16 protein-coding genes and 1 pseudogene are annotated in these 15,192 nt (G+C 33.6%); 3 read left to right on the forward strand and 14 right to left on the reverse strand.

Features of this window, described 5'->3' with window-relative positions:
* Positions 1–97: 97 nt before the first annotated feature.
* The 3 genes from ACTNDN_RS13475 to ACTNDN_RS13485 all read right to left on the reverse strand — a co-directional run bounded on the left by ACTNDN_RS13475 (position 98) and on the right by ACTNDN_RS13485 (position 2,005).
* Positions 98–571 (reverse strand): CcdC family protein, encoded by a 474-nt coding sequence (locus ACTNDN_RS13475; RefSeq protein WP_031537596.1) that lies wholly within the window; start codon positions 569–571, stop codon positions 98–100.
* Between the two features lie 156 nt (positions 572–727).
* Entirely contained in the window at positions 728–1,087 is a 360-nt protein-coding gene (locus tag ACTNDN_RS13480) for a response regulator (protein ID WP_031537595.1), read from the reverse strand.
* Between the two features lie 213 nt (positions 1,088–1,300).
* Positions 1,301–2,005: a cytochrome c biogenesis CcdA family protein gene (locus ACTNDN_RS13485; RefSeq protein ID WP_031537594.1), complete on the reverse strand. Its 705-nt coding sequence runs from the start codon at positions 2,003–2,005 to the stop codon at positions 1,301–1,303.
* A gap of 251 nt (positions 2,006–2,256) precedes the next feature.
* Here ACTNDN_RS13485 and ACTNDN_RS13490 point away from each other — a divergent pair, with 251 nt between their 5' ends.
* A complete protein-coding gene (locus tag ACTNDN_RS13490) occupies positions 2,257–2,457 on the forward strand; it encodes an aspartyl-phosphate phosphatase Spo0E family protein (protein ID WP_031537593.1) in 201 nt (66 codons plus the stop codon).
* 76 nt (positions 2,458–2,533) lie between these two features.
* On the opposite strand, the gene ACTNDN_RS13495 is transcribed toward ACTNDN_RS13490, so the two are convergent.
* On the reverse strand, positions 2,534–4,345 hold the full coding sequence (locus tag ACTNDN_RS13495) for an ABC transporter ATP-binding protein (RefSeq protein WP_031537592.1): 1,812 nt from the start codon (positions 4,343–4,345) through the stop codon (positions 2,534–2,536).
* Positions 4,338–6,092: an ABC transporter transmembrane domain-containing protein gene (locus tag ACTNDN_RS13500; protein WP_031537591.1), complete on the reverse strand. Its 1,755-nt coding sequence runs from the start codon at positions 6,090–6,092 to the stop codon at positions 4,338–4,340. Before ACTNDN_RS13500 ends, ACTNDN_RS13495 begins: the two co-directional genes overlap by 8 nt.
* Before the next feature lie 527 nt (positions 6,093–6,619).
* Here ACTNDN_RS13500 and ACTNDN_RS13505 point away from each other — a divergent pair.
* Positions 6,620–7,072, forward strand: coding sequence for a GNAT family N-acetyltransferase (locus tag ACTNDN_RS13505; protein WP_251630086.1), 453 nt, complete (start codon positions 6,620–6,622; stop codon positions 7,070–7,072).
* A 472-nt stretch (positions 7,073–7,544) separates the two neighbouring features.
* On the opposite strand, the pseudogene ACTNDN_RS13510 reads toward ACTNDN_RS13505, so the two are convergent.
* The 8 genes and pseudogenes from ACTNDN_RS13510 to yneA all read right to left on the reverse strand — a co-directional run.
* Positions 7,545–7,910, reverse strand: a pseudogene (locus ACTNDN_RS13510) (PIN domain-containing protein); the annotation flags it as partial.
* A 74-nt stretch (positions 7,911–7,984) separates the two neighbouring features.
* The gene (locus ACTNDN_RS13515; protein WP_155986794.1) at positions 7,985–8,122 is read right to left on the reverse strand and encodes a hypothetical protein; all 138 of its coding nucleotides are present in this window, start codon (positions 8,120–8,122) and stop codon (positions 7,985–7,987) included.
* Between the two features lie 939 nt (positions 8,123–9,061).
* Positions 9,062–9,280: a YneF family protein gene (locus ACTNDN_RS13520; protein ID WP_016205025.1), complete on the reverse strand. Its 219-nt coding sequence runs from the start codon at positions 9,278–9,280 to the stop codon at positions 9,062–9,064.
* Between the two features lie 86 nt (positions 9,281–9,366).
* On the reverse strand, positions 9,367–9,807 hold the full coding sequence (gene sirA, locus ACTNDN_RS13525; RefSeq protein ID WP_441131314.1) for a sporulation inhibitor of replication protein SirA: 441 nt from the start codon (positions 9,805–9,807) through the stop codon (positions 9,367–9,369).
* A gap of 153 nt (positions 9,808–9,960) precedes the next feature.
* On the reverse strand, positions 9,961–11,967 hold the full coding sequence (tkt, locus tag ACTNDN_RS13530) for a transketolase (protein WP_441131315.1): 2,007 nt from the start codon (positions 11,965–11,967) through the stop codon (positions 9,961–9,963).
* A 245-nt stretch (positions 11,968–12,212) separates the two neighbouring features.
* Positions 12,213–12,446: a DUF896 domain-containing protein gene (locus tag ACTNDN_RS13535; protein ID WP_251630089.1), complete on the reverse strand. Its 234-nt coding sequence runs from the start codon at positions 12,444–12,446 to the stop codon at positions 12,213–12,215.
* 222 nt (positions 12,447–12,668) lie between these two features.
* A complete protein-coding gene (locus tag ACTNDN_RS13540) occupies positions 12,669–13,328 on the reverse strand; it encodes a YneB family resolvase-like protein (RefSeq protein WP_031540278.1) in 660 nt (219 codons plus the stop codon).
* A gap of 25 nt (positions 13,329–13,353) precedes the next feature.
* Complete coding sequence (gene yneA, locus ACTNDN_RS13545) at positions 13,354–13,665, reverse strand: cell division suppressor protein YneA (protein ID WP_031540277.1); 312 nt, start codon at positions 13,663–13,665, stop codon at positions 13,354–13,356.
* Positions 13,666–13,821: 156 nt separating this feature from the next.
* On the opposite strand from yneA, the gene lexA reads away from it, so the two are divergent.
* Positions 13,822–14,442: a transcriptional repressor LexA gene (gene lexA, locus ACTNDN_RS13550; protein WP_031540276.1), complete on the forward strand. Its 621-nt coding sequence runs from the start codon at positions 13,822–13,824 to the stop codon at positions 14,440–14,442.
* Between the two features lie 100 nt (positions 14,443–14,542).
* Here lexA and ACTNDN_RS13555 read toward each other — a convergent pair whose 3' ends face one another.
* Positions 14,543–15,013, reverse strand: coding sequence for a YbaK/EbsC family protein (locus ACTNDN_RS13555; protein ID WP_251630092.1), 471 nt, complete (start codon positions 15,011–15,013; stop codon positions 14,543–14,545).
* Positions 15,014–15,192: the final 179 nt, after the last annotated feature.

Genomic DNA, 15,192 nt, shown 5'->3' on the forward strand with positions numbered 1-15,192 from the left:
TAGTAAAAAAATTTTTTCCATCGTTACAGATTTACTCCAACATAAAAAACTAGCAGGAATTCACACATGAATTCCTGCTAGTTTAGCGATATTTACCTTAATGGACAGTGCTTAATTTTTTTGCCAGCTTCTTGTAATTGAAATACATAGAAATTCGCCAAGGTACTATCATACAGAAAGCTAGCATCCAGAACATGCCTCCTAATGGTCCCACATCAATTGAACTGCTTAAAATAAATTTAGCAACAATTCTAATGGCTAATAGTCCAAATAAAATATAGACAAATGCTTTCGAATTAATTAAATATATATCCTGATCCTTAATTTCAAACTTTGTTGTTTTAATTAAAAGAAATGAGAATAATATTCCCGCAATGGCTGCTTCCAAAATTTCCTGTCCAGTAATCCGAAAATAAGGAAAAACAAACATAAGTGCACCTGTACTCATAAAAAATGGAGGAAGAATAATCTTTTTTGGTGAAACTGGCTTCGTAGCCGCTTTCATTCTTAACACCATAAAAAAGACACCCATAAACACTGCGATACATGTTGAAATTATGACAGAAGCCATAGAAAAAACCCCTTTACTTACCTTTTATCTCATAATAATATTTTTAATCTTACCATCAAGATTAGTCCTCTGTCCATTTTTTATAGAACAACAGTGTCTAATTAACGGCAAAAAAAAACGGATACGATAAACATATCCTTTAATACTACACAATCGTTATTTTAAAACTCTATTTATTGCATCTAGTACACGTGTATCATCAAAAGGCTTTACAATAAAATCCTTTGCACCTGCTTCAATTGCTTCAACGACCATTTTTTGTTGCCCCATTGCAGAACACATAATTATTTTTGCCTGCGGAAATTCTTGTTTTATTTCTTTAACAGCGTCCAATCCGCTCATCTCTGGCATTGTAATATCCATTGTGACCAAATCCGGATCTAATTCACGATACAATCTTACTGCTTCTTTCCCGTTTTCTCCTTCACCAACTACTTCATGATTTGATTTAGTTAAAATATTTGAGAGAGTAATTCTCATAAACTTTGCATCATCCACAATCAATATTCTAGCCATCTTGCTTCCTCCTCAACACCCAAAAACAAAAAATCTATTAATATAAATTTATTTACTATCCCTTATTTCAATATAGCGAATCTTTATGATAATTTCAATCTATTTTGTCATAATATATGACAAACCATGGCATGTATGTGTCTAACTTTTTGAGATTTTAAACGAATTTTCTATCCTACTTTTTAACTATCATTATACAGGAACATAAGACTATTAAAAGCCTTGAAAATCGCCAAATATTGGTGAAATGACGCGTGTTAACCATTTCATTCCATCCATATATAACAATATACCCATTAAAATCATACAATAACCACCAATTTTCATCCAATAATGACTATACTTTTTTAGCTTGTTCAAATGTGAGACAAAATAAGACAATAAGATAAACGGAAAAGCAAATCCAAGAATGTAGGCTGTTAAATATAGTAAGCTCGTTTCTGGATGAAGGCTTGCTAATGATAAAACTGTTGCTAGAATTGGACCATTGCATGGAGTCCAGCCTGCTGCAAAACTTAAACCGATTAAAAAGGAGCCAAGATACCCTGTTGGTCTTGTTTTAAAGGAAAAACGATATTCTTTCATCAACCACTTAGGCTGCCATAACCCAATTATCATGAGACCAAACAAGATAATAAGAATGGATCCTATCTTTCTAACTTCTTCTTGATATGTCTTAAAGTATGTCCCTATGAAGGACGAACCGAAACCGAGCGTTATAAAAATAAGTGAAAACCCTAAAAGGAATAATAGTGTATGCCAAAAGCTAGCATTTTTAATGATACTTCCCTTTTCAAGCTGCCCAATTGACATTCCAGTAATATAGGATAAATATGCTGGATATAATGGTAAACAGCATGGAGAAATAAAACTTAAAAAACCTGCACCCAAAGCTATAAATAAATTTATATCAACCATTATTTATTTCTCACCTTCTCCCATATATTAACTATATGCTTGTTCAATCTGTTTATGTACTTTTCAATATTTTTGCATTTACTTCCAAAAATAGATATAATTAAATAAATCATTTTCAAAAAAATAGAAACTTGCATTAGTGGGGATACTTCCTACTATCTTGTATGAGTAAATTAATATCAAACTATGTTTCCTAACGATTTCACAACTATTAGAGTAACAGGATTAATATACGGAAAGGACCATATACCATGCTAAAAAAGCAATTACTAACTCAAATTGAATTAAAACGGTCAGAGCTAATTGAAATTGCTATGAAACATGGTTTTTCATCGTCCTCAGCCATTATATGCAGTCAAGAATTAGATGTATTACTAAATAAATATAATGAAATGAATCTAAAAAAAGAATTTCCTAACTTTCGAAAATCAAAAGAGCAATGGAATGTTTAAGCAAAAAAACCGAAGTTAACCGCAAATACTGCGGAAATCTTCGGTTTTTTATTCGCTTAAAAGGCTTTTTGCTATTTTAAGTAAGTTCTACTTGATGCTCTACCGTTTCTTCAATAGAATCTGCCGCTCCATTTTGAAGAAGATACATTTTATAATACAATCCCTTTTGCTGAAGCAATTGCTGATGATTACCTCTTTCAACAATATTTCCTTTATGAAGGACAAGAATTAAGTCCGCATCTTGAATAGTAGAAAGACGATGAGCAATTGCAATTGTTGTTCTACCTTTACGCATTTTTGATAAGGCAAACTGAATTGCCTCTTCTGTTTCTGTATCAATATTTGCGGTTGCTTCATCCAAAATCAAGACTTTCGGATTGGTCAAGATTGTGCGCGCAAACGCAATAAGTTGGCGCTGTCCGCTAGAAAATGCAGAACCTCTTTCCACCACTTTATGATTATATTGATCCTCTAGCTTTTCTATAAACTGGTTCGCTTGCACAAATTTTGCCGCTTCGATTACTTCTTCGTCCCGAACTTCCCTATTATATAGACGGATATTATCCTTTACTGTCCCATAAAAGAGGAACGGATCTTGTAGTACCAAGCCCATTTTCTCGCGGAGTTCATGCTTGCTGAAGGTCTTTAACGATTTGCCGTCAATAAGAATATCCCCTTTTCCAAAATCATAAAACCGCATAAGTAGATTAACAATCGAGCTTTTTCCACTTCCGGTATGCCCTACTAATGCAACAGTTTCTCCTTCGCGAGCAGTAAAGGAAATATTTTTCAATACATCTTGTTTGCCATCATAGGAAAATGTAACATTTTTGAATTCAATAACTCCATTTTCAATTTTATTCTTGCTATCGGGCACAAGAGTTGGCTCTAAATCTTCCTCATCCAAAATAGTAAATACGCGAAACGCAGATACAATTGCTTGTTGGTATAGCGATAAACGCATCATCATATTATTTACAGGTTCGAAAAAACGGTCTAAATAGCTAACAAACGCGTATAATACACCGATTTCAATTGGATTCGTAAAAGAAGATATTCCAAAATAACTTAACACAAGAATTAGACCTAAGACATAGACTAGATCTATTGCTGGTCTAAGCAATAAACCTTCAAGCTTTATATTCTTCATTCCTGCTTTATAGTGCTTTGTATTAATATCATCAAACTCCGCATTTAATCTTTTTTCTTGTCTGAATACTTGAATAATATTCATTCCCTGTAAAGATTCGCTAAGTTTCGCATTTAACTGGCTTAATCGTTCTCTAATATCCTGATAAAAGCTAGCACTATACTTTCGATACGTATAAATAATAAATCCAAGAATCGGCAGTAAAATTAAACAAATGGCACCGAGCTTTACATTTAACACAAACATCGCGATTACGATGCCAAATATCATAAATCCACTTTGAATAAAAGTCGCAAGAACGCTAACAAACATATCTTTAATTGCCTCTGTATCATTCGTGACTCGCGAAACAATACTTCCAGCGGGAATTTTGTCAAAAAAGCGTAGTCCTAGTGTATGAATTTTTGAAAATACATCAACTCGAAGCTGCTGGATAATGTATAACGCTATTTCTTGAAACTTAAACAATTGAAAATACATAATTACGACATTCATTATTTGAATAAGAATATAGGTTATGCCCAATACCGCTAATGGCTGTAATTCTAAATTTCGTGGTGTTAAATAATCATCAATAAATACTTTAATTAAGTACGGTCCTGCAAGTTCTCCCAATGTTGATAAAATTAGAAGAGCGAAAGCAATCATTACCGCTTTCTTGTGTGGTTTAATATAACGCAATAAACGAAACAATACTTTTCGCTGTTGTTCACTCGTCAATTTAATTGTCTTATCCATTTGTATCCCCCATGCTGACCATTACTTCTAAAGCTTGGCGATGGTACATCTCTTTATACCAACCATTTTCTTTCACAAGCTTTTGATGGTCCCCACTTTGAATAATTTGCCCCTCATCTAATACAATGATAAGGTCTGCATGCTCAATTGCACTTAATCGATGTGAAGTAATGATCGTTGTTTTCCCTTCCCTATTTTCCTTCAGGGCTGTTAAAATGGTTTCCTCGGTTTTTGCATCCACCGCTGAAAGGGAATCATCTAAAATAAGAATTTCTGGATTCATCAGAAGTGCTCTTGCAATAGAAATCCGTTGTTTTTGACCACCAGATAAGGAAACTCCTCTTTCTCCGACAACTGTGTCGTAGCCATCTGTAAACATAAGGATATCCTCATGAATATTTGCCAACCTTGCAGCCTCATGGATTTCTTTCTCAGAAGCATTCGGATTTGTAAAAGCAATATTTTCTCTTACACTAGCGGAAAAGAGAAAATGCTCCTGTGGTACATACCCAATCGAAACTCTTAATGCATCTATATCTATTTGTTTTATTTCTGTCCCGTTAATCATTATCTTTCCATCGTAATGATCATATTCTCTAAATAACAATTTTAAGAGTGTTGTTTTCCCAGCCCCAGTTTTCCCTACTATTCCAAGTGTCTGCCCTCGTTTTAAATGATATTGGATGTTTTGTAGAACGTCTACTTTCTTGTTATAGGAAAATTTTTTCAAATCGTACATAATGTCTCCTGCTGGAGGAGTCTTGATAGCTGCTGGATTATTGATAATATCAACTCTGGTTTCAAGCAACGCAGTAACTCGGTCGTAAGACGCTCTCCCTCTTTCCATAATATTAAAGAGCCATCCAAATGCAAGCATTGGCCAAATCAGTAGTCCCAGATAGGTAGTAAAGGAAACAAGCTGTCCTAAACTGAGTTCACCATTAATAACATAACGAGAGCCAAAAACAATCGCTAAAAAGAAAGAGATACTTACAATAATAGAGATGGTCGGATCATATAACGCATCCACACGAGCCACCTTAATATTCTTATCTACAACATCAAGAGAGGACTTACGAAAATCTTCTATATCTTCTTTTTCTTGCCCAAATGTTTTTAATACCTTTATTCCCGAAATACTTTCTTGTGTCTTATCATTTAAAGAAGAAAAAGCAGCCTGTGCTTGATGAAAATATTTATGTATTAATGAGCCATAATAGCTAGTCAATATTGCCATTAAAGGCATGGGTAATAAACAAATAAGCGTAAGTTTCCAGCTTATGGTTGTAGCCATTGCTATAATAACAAATCCGCCTGTTGCTAATGAATCAACTAGTGTAAGCACTCCCTGCCCAGCTGTTTGCTGGATAGCTTGAACATCATTTGTTGCATGTGCCATTAAATCCCCCGTGCGATTTCGCTGATAAAAGGACTGGGACATCTTTGTAAAATGACTATATAATTGATTCCTCAATAATTTTCCAAGCTTGACAGCTGATCCAAATATCATCACTCGCCAATAATAACGTAGCACATACATGGCTATAGCTGATGCAACTAGAATTCCTAACCACTGTAATAAAATGGACCAATTCAACGTCCTTCCTTGAATATGGTCAACTACAATACCAACTACTCTTGGAGGAATAAGCTGCAGAACTGCAACTAAAATCAACAGGAAAACTCCTCCAACATATGCCTTCTTCTCCTGCATAAAATACCATTTTAAATCGAAAAAAACTTTCAAACTTATACACCTCTTGTCTGTTGGAAACTAATTATGTAAAAATACCCTTCATTAGTTTAGCAAAATATTTAGGAACTGGAAAGAAATTTTATTATATTTTCAAAATATTTAATGGAGTAAAAATATTAGTTCTTTTAGGATGATATTACTTTATTAATCGTCTTTTTATCTAGTGTGTATGTTGCTTTATATTTCTCGATAATGTTTTGTCTATTTCCCGTCTCTCCCCCTAATCGAATATGTGTTCGTATATAAATTTAGTTTAATATCGCCATTGTTAGCTGTCAATACAAAAAGGAATAAATGTTCGAATAACTCATCTTTTGTAATATGGTTTAAAAAAATTTAATTAAATTAATTTTCTGTATATATGTTATAATAAAAAGGTTGTTTATTTAGAAATCAAATTTGTTAAAGGAGGCGTTCATTATGACAAACAAGCAATTTAATCATATCGATTCCAAGGGGAATATGCCTAATTAACAAAACTATTTAGGATTCCCCAAATTTGAAAAGGGGAAAAAATGATGAATACTGCCAAAGTAAAAATTGTAGAACTGAATGCTGATAATTGGTATACATGCTGTGGATTAAACTTATCAGAGGAACAAGCAAAATTTATGGAACCAAATGCTATATCTATCGCTCAATCTAAATTTGCACCAACTTTGAATCCGTTTGCTATCTATTATGAAGAGAATGTAGTAGGTTTTTTAATGTTCAATTCTTCAATCGAAGAACTTGGTGGACATTGGATATATAGAATCATGATTGATAAAGATTTCCAAGGACAAGGGATAGGAAAAGCAGCCACTTTATTAATGGTAGCGGAAATGAGAAAAATACCTGATCTCAAAAAAATTGTGGTTGGCTATCATCCCGAAAATAAAGCAGCCCATTCTTTGTATTCCAGTTTGGGGTTTATTGATAATGGAGATAGATTTGGGAAAGAAATGGCTGTTGTTAAAAATATAAAATAAAGCTTCTATCAGAATGGACATCTATCCTTACTGCAACTAAGGTTGGGACATAAACATTGCAGCTAACAATAAATACGAACGATTATGCGGTTAGTTTACATAATCGTTCGTATTTATATTTTAGAAAAAGGTTTAAAAATGAAGTGAAATGGAGCGGAGGACGGTCGACTCCTGCTGGAAGTAGAGCAAGCTTTAGACCCCACAAAACTTAAGCCGAGGAGCCTTTTTTTAATTTATTTACATTCTTTTTAAATAATCCAAAAAGGAATCCTTCATTTCATCTTTTAAATAGTTGCATCTATATTTTTCATATTTTTGGTCTGAATTAAGAGAAAAAAGATAGGTGGAATGTGGCATATTCACCTTTTCTCCTATCTAAAATAAACAGACCTTCACCAATTGTACTAACCTCAAAAAATTAAATTCTTTATTATAACTTTTAGCAATCAGTATAAATTTAGGAGAGGGTTTCTCATATTTCATTAATTAATTCGATAAAATCTTCAGCAGAAAGAACATTGAATGAATATTGTGATACATCGAACATGCCGCTTTTATAGTCATTTGAAATAATAAAGTCTGCGTTATAACCTATGGCACATTGCACAAACATTAAATCTGTTTTATCTTTAATCTCAGAAACATCATCCATATCTGCTATATTTACTGAACTACCATAATAAAATAATTTTGAAATGTAATTTAAAGTTTTCAATCTATCATTTTTATCATCGATAAATTTTCTAGCGAAATTTTTAGTAACATATAATAATTCGCCTATACTATCTTGTGAAAAACCTAAATTTATTTTATTATCTCTTATTAGTTTAAGAATAGTTTGGCAATTTGAATTACCATAAAACTATCCTTGAATGAAAATGTTTGTATCAATAACTACTTTATACTTTTTCGTCATCTTCTTTTATAATCTAATGCTTTTTTAATTTCATCAGGAGTTAGATTTTTTTCACTAATTGTTTTTTGAATAATGTCTTGAAGATCATCCATGAAGTCTAATACTTGGTCTTCTTTTTTTACGACTGTTGCCATGTCTTTTTCCTCCCTATTATCCAAATAGTAACACCACCTTAAAAGAAGTTATTACTATACTTTATTGCCTATATTGTACCATATATTCCTCTTCGGAAGAAGAAATTCATTGGGATATTTTCTCATTGACAAAACAAAATAATTTGAAATAAAGAATATTTTGTCAATTATCGAGGTTTTTGGAGAAATAAATAAACCAGGAGTTAAAACCCGCCCTAAGCATTTTCAACAATGTTTTTAATTGTATTTACTAACTCTTCAATACATTCTTCGTGCGAAATTATATATACTCTAGCTGTTGAATAAAGACTCCCTTACAACATACACGTAAATCAATAACTTCAGTCACGTTTGGAAAATTCTCAGTAGCTTGTAATCCTATAACTTCTGCATCTGAAAAAATGGTTAAACCACTTCCTTCACCAAAAATCGATATACCAAAATCATTAATATATTTGAATTATTAGTTCGAGAAAGGTAACTAAGGCGATTCAACTTTTCTAGCAATCTTCTCTTCATATCTTTTAGATTCAAACCCTAAGAGGAATGCTCTGTGATCTTAAACATTGAAACAATAATTTGAGCTTGTAAACCCTCTAATTGTATAATTCTAATATAAGCTTTTACATCATGTACTGTTATAAAATCTTACACAGTAATTCCTTTTTTCTCTTGTAGATAATGTTTCATCGCTCGATACTCTTGATTTTTGTTAATAATTTTTTTGTGAATCTAATACAAAAAACCACCTTCCTATTGGTTTAGTTTCCAACAGAATAGGCGGTTTTAACTAGTTTGATGACAGATTAACCAATTTCACTTAAAACTTCTATGTTTGTTTCATCTATCACTAATAATCACGTTATAAAAACGAATGATTGCTATCTAATCAACCAAGAGAATAGGATGTCACCCCTTGTTACCAAGGGAGCTCGTCTATTATTTTCCTTGTTGCTTGTTCATCGCTGTCATCATTTGATTGATTTTCTTTTGAGAAGGTTTCATTCCCATTTGCATCATCATCATTTTTAACATTTGCTCATTAATTGGTGGGTTTTTCTTTAAGTAGTTCATCATGTATTTACGCGCAATAAAAAATCCGATAACAATACCGGCGATTAAGGCTACGACAATACTTAACCAAGCGTACCAAGGCATATCTTTTTTCCTCCTTCATGTTGTCTATACTTTAGTGTACTAGACCAGATAATATTATACAATATCTGTTACAGAATTTCTCCATTTTACACAAAATTTCTTTCTTTTATCGGTTTTAACCAGCCGAATCTCCCATTTTCTACATCAATGGCTAAAAAAGAAGGCTCATGTTTGCGAATAATTTCAAAGAAAATAGATTCTGCATCATAGTAGCCATCTGCTTCTATCGATAAATAATTCTCTTCCACTGTTAACGATGCTTTGCTTAAATTTCCATTATCAATATAAAAAACTCCCTCTTTTAATTGAAAGCTTTTATTTTGCTGCAGATCGGCATATAATTGATTTTCAATCATCCATTTGGAAATAGGAAGTGTGATAAAATCAACCTGTTTTTGAAGAATTCTCTTTAATTGTTCATCGTCTGTTTTAGTATGGTCCGAAAATAAATTGTAAAACAAGCGTTCTCTACCGTTATAATGAATGGCGACCTTTTCTTTTATTAAATACAATTGATATCTTCTCATACTTCACCTTCACCAACCTGTCCACTTCTTTTCCTTCTATTATAAAGAAGGTTTATTTCAAGATGTGTCTCAAGGTGTAAAAAAAACAGACTTATTTTGTCGAATCAGAGAAAGTAGGATGGACTGATAGTAAACACAGCCATCCTGCACCATTTAATTTTCTAACAGTGCTTTTAATCGCTTCACTACGTTAGACACGCTAAATCCGTATTCTTCTAAAATTTCATTTCCAGGCGCAGATGCTCCAAAGGTTTCTATGGAGAGTACATCTCCTTCGTCCCCTGCATATTTATGCCAACCAAGAGAGCTTCCCATTTCAATCGCTAATCTTTTTTTCACTGTTTTTGGCAATACTTTTTGTTTATACTCTTTGGATTGCTGCTCAAATCGATCCCATGCTGGTAGACTAACGACTGAAACATTTATTCCTTCTTTCTCTAATTCTTTTTGGGCTTCAACCGCTAGGCCAACTTCTGAACCTGCTGCAATTAATAGGGCATCAGGCGTTTCTGCTTTTGAAGGAGAGATGATATAGCCACCCTTTGATACCCCTTCATAAGCACTATCCTTTGTACCTTTAATCGTCGGTAAGTTTTGTCTTGTTAACACTAATGCTGTTGGCTTATCCTTAGACTCTAGAGCAATTTTCCAAGCGGCAGCTGTCTCATTCCCATCGGCTGGTCGAATGACAGATAGATTTGGCATCGCTCTTAATGAAGCTAATTGCTCAACAGGCTCGTGAGTTGGGCCGTCCTCACCTACTGCAATACTATCATGGGTGAATACATAGGTTACAGGCAATCCCATTAGTGCTGCAAGACGAATGGCAGGTCTTAAATAATCGGAAAAAACAAAGAATGTTCCGCCAAATATTTTTAAGCCACCATGCAACATAATTCCGTTTAAAGCAGCTCCCATCGCAAATTCTCTTACTCCAAACCAAATATTTCTACCTTCTGGAGTTTCAGGTGTAAAATCTTTCTCTCCCTTTATCATTGTATTATTACTTCCTGCTAAATCGGCGGAACCACCAATTAAGAATGGAAGATTTTTTGCAATACTATTGATTACTTCCCCTGAAGATGCACGACTTGCTAAACTGCTTCCCTCTTCATAAACTGGCATTTCTCGATTCCAACCCTCGGGCAAGGTATCTGCTAATGCAGCTTTTAATTGTTTTGCAAGTTCTGGATATTCTTTTTCATAGCTTGAAAAAAGCTCATTCCATTCTTTTTCCTTGTTCTCGCCATGTACAGCAACAGACTCTTTAAAGTGATTATATACTTCATCTGGAACATAAAAATCTTCATCGAATGTCCAATTATATGCTTCTTTTGTTAGCTTAAGTTCATCTGCACCAAGGGGAGCGCCATGAACAAGGGATTTACCGGCTTTATTAGGCGCACCAAATCCAATTATCGTTTTCACTTCAATTAACGTTGGTTTCGTTTGATCATTTTTCGCTTCTTCAAGTGCTTTTGCGATCCGATCTGTGTCATTTCCATCTTCTACACGGATATACTGCCAACCATATGCTTTAAATCGCTGTTCCACACTCTCGGAGAAGGATTTATCTAAATCGCCATCTAAAGAAATATCATTGGAATCATACATTACAACTAATTTGCCTAGCTTTAGATGTCCAGCAAGAGAAGCAGCTTCAGCAGATACCCCTTCCATTAAATCGCCATCCCCACAAATGCTATATGTATAATGATCAACGATTGGATAGTTATCTTTATTGTAAACTCCCGCTAATTGTTTTTCTGCAATCGACATCCCCACAGCCATCGCAATTCCCTGTCCAAGAGGACCTGTTGTAGCATCAACCCCAGCAGTATGTCCATATTCAGGATGCCCTGGAGTCTTACTTCCCCATTGTCTAAATTGTTTTAGGTCGTCAAGGGTTAAGTCATAGCCTGATAAATGCAATAAGCTATACAGTAATGCAGAGCCATGTCCGGCAGATAACACAAAGCGATCACGATTAAACCAGTCAGGATTTTTAGGATTATGATTCATATAAGATGTCCATAAGGTATACGCCATCGGAGCTGCTCCCATCGGCATTCCTGGATGACCTGATTTTGCTTTTTCAATTGTATCAATGGATAGAGTTCTAATCGAAGCAATCGATAAATGGTCAAGCTTTGTATTCACTATTCAACATCCTCTCATTTTCAAATAATAATTATGCCTAAAAGATTCTTTTTCTCCAATAAACTAAGAAAATAAGCACCACTATATACTTTCGACATTTATTTCGTATTTTACCCATAAATTCCAATAGAAAACATAAAAAAAAACCTTAACAACGTATGTTAAGATTTTTTCATAAAGATTACTTTATATATTTTTCTTCGTTCATAAACAACAGCCCTTTATTTAGGACGCGAGCATGAAACTTAGTGCATCTTTTTTTTGTTTTGTATATCTTTCACTTTTTGTGGTGTTACATCATTACCTTTTGGATCAAAAATCTTTACATTTTCAATCGTATTTACCATTGTGGAACGGAAATTTTTCAAATACTCACCACGGAGCTTAGTTTGTTCTTTTGCTTCTTCATGTGTTAGGCCCTTCTCTTTTTTCTTTTTTGCAAGTTCATTTATGCGATCAAGTTTATTTTTAGGAAACATTTTAAACTCCTTTATAGAAATAGTATATGATTTCTGTTTAATAGTCTTCTTCATTTACTTTTGCTGTGTTTACATGTATGGACTAAAGGTGGTTATTTATAAAAGCAAAAATAAAAAGCTCAGTCTATAAAAATGAACTGGCTAATTGAAAATCTATTATATCATAAATACATGTACATTCCTATTTTTAAGCATAGCATAGAAGTAATCTAGTCTTTCCTATTATAGCTTCTCCATATATTCTTGATATCTGCGATGAATAGTCGCCTTTGAAAAATGATATCCAAGTCCCTTTAAAGTGGAGGTTATTTCTGTAAATGTTAACCCATTTTGCTTTAGTTTTACGATTTCCTCTATGGGAACATCTAACTTCTGTCGACCTGAATGATCCCCTAAGTTTTTTAAATTCTTGTCTGGGCGATACCCATTTTCTACAGCTCTTCTCATGCCTCTTTTTATCTTTAAATTATGTATTTTCCGTTGATATTCTTCCACTATGCTAACAATCTGTAAAACCATCGTATCGGCTTCTGAAAGAGTAAGCTCTCCTGAGGAAGAGATACTATAAAGTTTAACATTTTCCTTTAAAATGCAATGAAGAATCGCTATCCTTGCATTTCCCCTTCCTAATCTTGTTTCATCCTGTATTAAAATCGACGAAATTTCTTCTTCTTTTATAATCGATAAAAGCTCAAGTAGCCCTTCTCTATCTAAGTCGTAACCACTGGCTCTTTCCGATATGATTCTTTTCACTTGAAAATCCATTTTATTTGCTAACTCTACTAATTCCTCTTCCTGCCTTGCTAGGGAAGTTGTCTGTTCTTCTTTATCTGTACTCACTCGACAATAGATTATTGCATTCTTTTCATTCTTTTTATTCATCATTACTTACTAGATTCCTTTTCTATTATTCTGATGCTAACATTAATTGATGATCCTCTACTTTTACTGGAATGACTAATTCTTCTCCTGCTGAAATATTATTTGCAGCTACATTATTATGCTCTTCAATCCATTTAATAAATTGTTTTTTGGTCATATTATAGGATCCGGCATATTCATTAGATAATTGCCATACCGTTTCACCATTTTTTACCGTAATCGACACATATTTACTAGAATCTGGTTGTCCAGTATTCGCTACAATCATTATACACGCTATAAAACCACAAATTAAAAGAATAATAGTATAAGAATATTTTTCCCACAATTTAGACATTTATAATTCCACCTTTATTTAGAATGTATGTTCGTTTATGCAATTAGTTTAATACGAACAAACGTTTCCTGTCAACAACAAAATAGAACTTATGTTTGTATCCTTATATAGAACGTGCTATAATTAGTACAAGAATAATTTAACGAGGTGCGTATAATGCAGAAGCTTTCAAAGAGGCAATTAGACATACTAGAATACATAAAAGAAGAAGTAAAGCTAAAAGGATATCCACCTTCTGTTCGTGAAATTGCAGAGGCTGTTGGACTTGCATCCAGTTCAACTGTTCATGGCCATTTAGCAAGATTAGAGAGTAAAGGATTAATCCGTCGTGATCCAACAAAACCTAGAGCTATTGAAATATTGGATTTAGAAGAAAGTAATATACCAAAATATAATATTATTAATGTACCTGTAGTCGGAAAAGTTACAGCGGGGTTGCCTATCACTGCTATCGAGAATGTCGAGGAATATTTCCCGTTACCGGAAAGACTAGCACCAAGTGATGAACAAATATTCATGCTAGAAATTATGGGAGAAAGTATGATTGAAGCAGGAATATTAGATGGTGACTATGTTATCGTTAGACAACAGCATTCTGCTAACAACGGAGACATTGTTGTTGCAATGACAGAGGAAGATGAAGCTACGGTTAAACGATTCTTTAAAGAACGCGACTTTATTCGCCTTCAGCCTGAGAACAGTACAATGGAACCAATCATTCTTCGTAATGTAAGCATTCTTGGGAAAGTAATTGGCGTATATCGTCATATTCAATAATAATTCTCAATATAAGAATATAAGAGCACGCAAAAGGCTTGTCCCATTTTTGGACAAGCCTTTTCTATGTATCATTTATGCTCATAGATGGAGATTCCTTTTATTCCCATCCCTTACAGACATCTACCCAATCAACTGCATTGCTATATATATATAGCTCTTCATTGGTCAATTCGATCGCTGAATTACTGCTTCCACATGCTGGGAACACAGTGGTAAATCGTTTTAGCGATTCATCCATATAGACAGGCAAATTTTCTACTAACCCAAAAGGACAAACACCACCAACTGCATGGCCTGTTTTTTCCAATACTTCTTCTGGCGCTAGCATCCTTGCTTTTTCTGCAAAGATTTGCTTAAATTTTTTGTTATCAATTTTCGCATCCCCTGCTGTAACTATTAATATGGCATCATCATCTTTCCGGAAAGATAACGTTTTGGCGATTCTTTCTGGCTCTACCCCTAATGTTTCAGCTGCTTCTAAGACAGTAGCGCTAGACGTTTGAAATACTTGAATATCTTTTTCTCTATTCCATTTACTTAAATGAATTTGAACATTTTCTAATGACAACGCATGACACTCCCTGAATATTCCTTTTTTTTTAATAATTTAAAATATATCATTAATTGCTATAAAGCTCAAATTCTTTAAATGAATCGATTGAGTCAAGTTTTTGTGGGAGTTTTTTTTAGCTCCCTTTTTATAAAGTAAAACTTCTAATTTTGTATCCGTTTTCTAAATGTTTTCTT

Origin of the sequence: Niallia sp. HCP3S3_B10, from assembly GCF_052064465.1 — a bacterium.
GTDB lineage: Bacteria > Bacillota > Bacilli > Bacillales > Cytobacillaceae > Niallia > Niallia hominis.

Bases quoted from the DNA above. Each gene is read 5' to 3' on its own strand.
- ACTNDN_RS13475 (WP_031537596.1), bottom strand. From the start codon at position 571: ATGGCTTCTGTCATAATTTCAACATGTATCGCAGTGTTTATGGGTGTC.
- ACTNDN_RS13480 (WP_031537595.1), bottom strand. From the start codon at position 1,087: ATGGCTAGAATATTGATTGTGGATGATGCAAAGTTTATGAGAATTACT.
- ACTNDN_RS13485 (WP_031537594.1), bottom strand. From the start codon at position 2,005: ATGGTTGATATAAATTTATTTATAGCTTTGGGTGCAGGTTTTTTAAGT.
- ACTNDN_RS13490 (WP_031537593.1), top strand. From the start codon at position 2,257: ATGCTAAAAAAGCAATTACTAACTCAAATTGAATTAAAACGGTCAGAG.
- ACTNDN_RS13495 (WP_031537592.1), bottom strand. From the start codon at position 4,345: ATGGATAAGACAATTAAATTGACGAGTGAACAACAGCGAAAAGTATTG.
- ACTNDN_RS13505 (WP_251630086.1), top strand. From the start codon at position 6,620: ATGAATACTGCCAAAGTAAAAATTGTAGAACTGAATGCTGATAATTGG.
- ACTNDN_RS13515 (WP_155986794.1), bottom strand. From the start codon at position 8,122: ATGGCAACAGTCGTAAAAAAAGAAGACCAAGTATTAGACTTCATGGAT.
- ACTNDN_RS13520 (WP_016205025.1), bottom strand. From the start codon at position 9,280: ATGCCTTGGTACGCTTGGTTAAGTATTGTCGTAGCCTTAATCGCCGGT.
- sirA (WP_441131314.1), bottom strand. From the start codon at position 9,807: ATGAGAAGATATCAATTGTATTTAATAAAAGAAAAGGTCGCCATTCAT.
- ACTNDN_RS13535 (WP_251630089.1), bottom strand. From the start codon at position 12,446: ATGTTTCCTAAAAATAAACTTGATCGCATAAATGAACTTGCAAAAAAG.
- ACTNDN_RS13540 (WP_031540278.1), bottom strand. From the start codon at position 13,328: ATGAATAAAAAGAATGAAAAGAATGCAATAATCTATTGTCGAGTGAGT.
- yneA (WP_031540277.1), bottom strand. From the start codon at position 13,665: ATGTCTAAATTGTGGGAAAAATATTCTTATACTATTATTCTTTTAATT.
- lexA (WP_031540276.1), top strand. From the start codon at position 13,822: ATGCAGAAGCTTTCAAAGAGGCAATTAGACATACTAGAATACATAAAA.